A 456-nucleotide genomic window follows, 5' to 3' on the forward strand; every position below is an offset into this window, starting at 1 on the left:
GCTTTGATTGGATTCTCCATGGGCGGCTACGTGGCGAGGGAAATAGCTCGTATCGCTTCCAGCCGAGTGGAGGCGCTGGTACTCATCGCCACTTCCGCCCGCGCGGATACACCCGCGCAGATCATTCGAAAGGCCAGTGCCTCAGAACAACTACGCGTCTCCCGTTTCGCCGGATTGAGCCGAGCGACAATTTTGCAATCGCTCCACCCAAGGAATGCGAACAACATCGCGATGGTGGAACGTGTCCGTCGCATGAGCCTTGATCTGGGCAAGGACGTTTTCATTCGCCAGGTGGCTCTGGAAAGAGAGGGCGACCTGGACAGGCTGGGCGAAATTGTCTGTCCGACGCTCGTTGTTGCCGCTGCCCAAGACAAACTGCGGAGCCTCCCGGAAGCCGAGGAGTTGCGGACCGGCATCCCGCATGCCGAACTCGTTATCGCAAAGGAATCAGGGCAT

1 protein-coding gene is annotated in these 456 nt (G+C 59.0%); it reads left to right on the plus strand.

The genetic code is table 11. The features are described 5' to 3' along the window. Positions 1–3: 3 nt before the first annotated feature. A partial coding sequence (locus tag AF337_RS33205) for an alpha/beta fold hydrolase (protein ID WP_280138884.1) occupies positions 4–456 on the plus strand: 453 nt, incomplete at its 3' end.

Origin of the sequence: Rhizobium ecuadorense (assembly GCF_001187535.1) — a bacterium.
Taxonomy (GTDB): domain Bacteria; phylum Pseudomonadota; class Alphaproteobacteria; order Rhizobiales; family Rhizobiaceae; genus Rhizobium; species Rhizobium ecuadorense.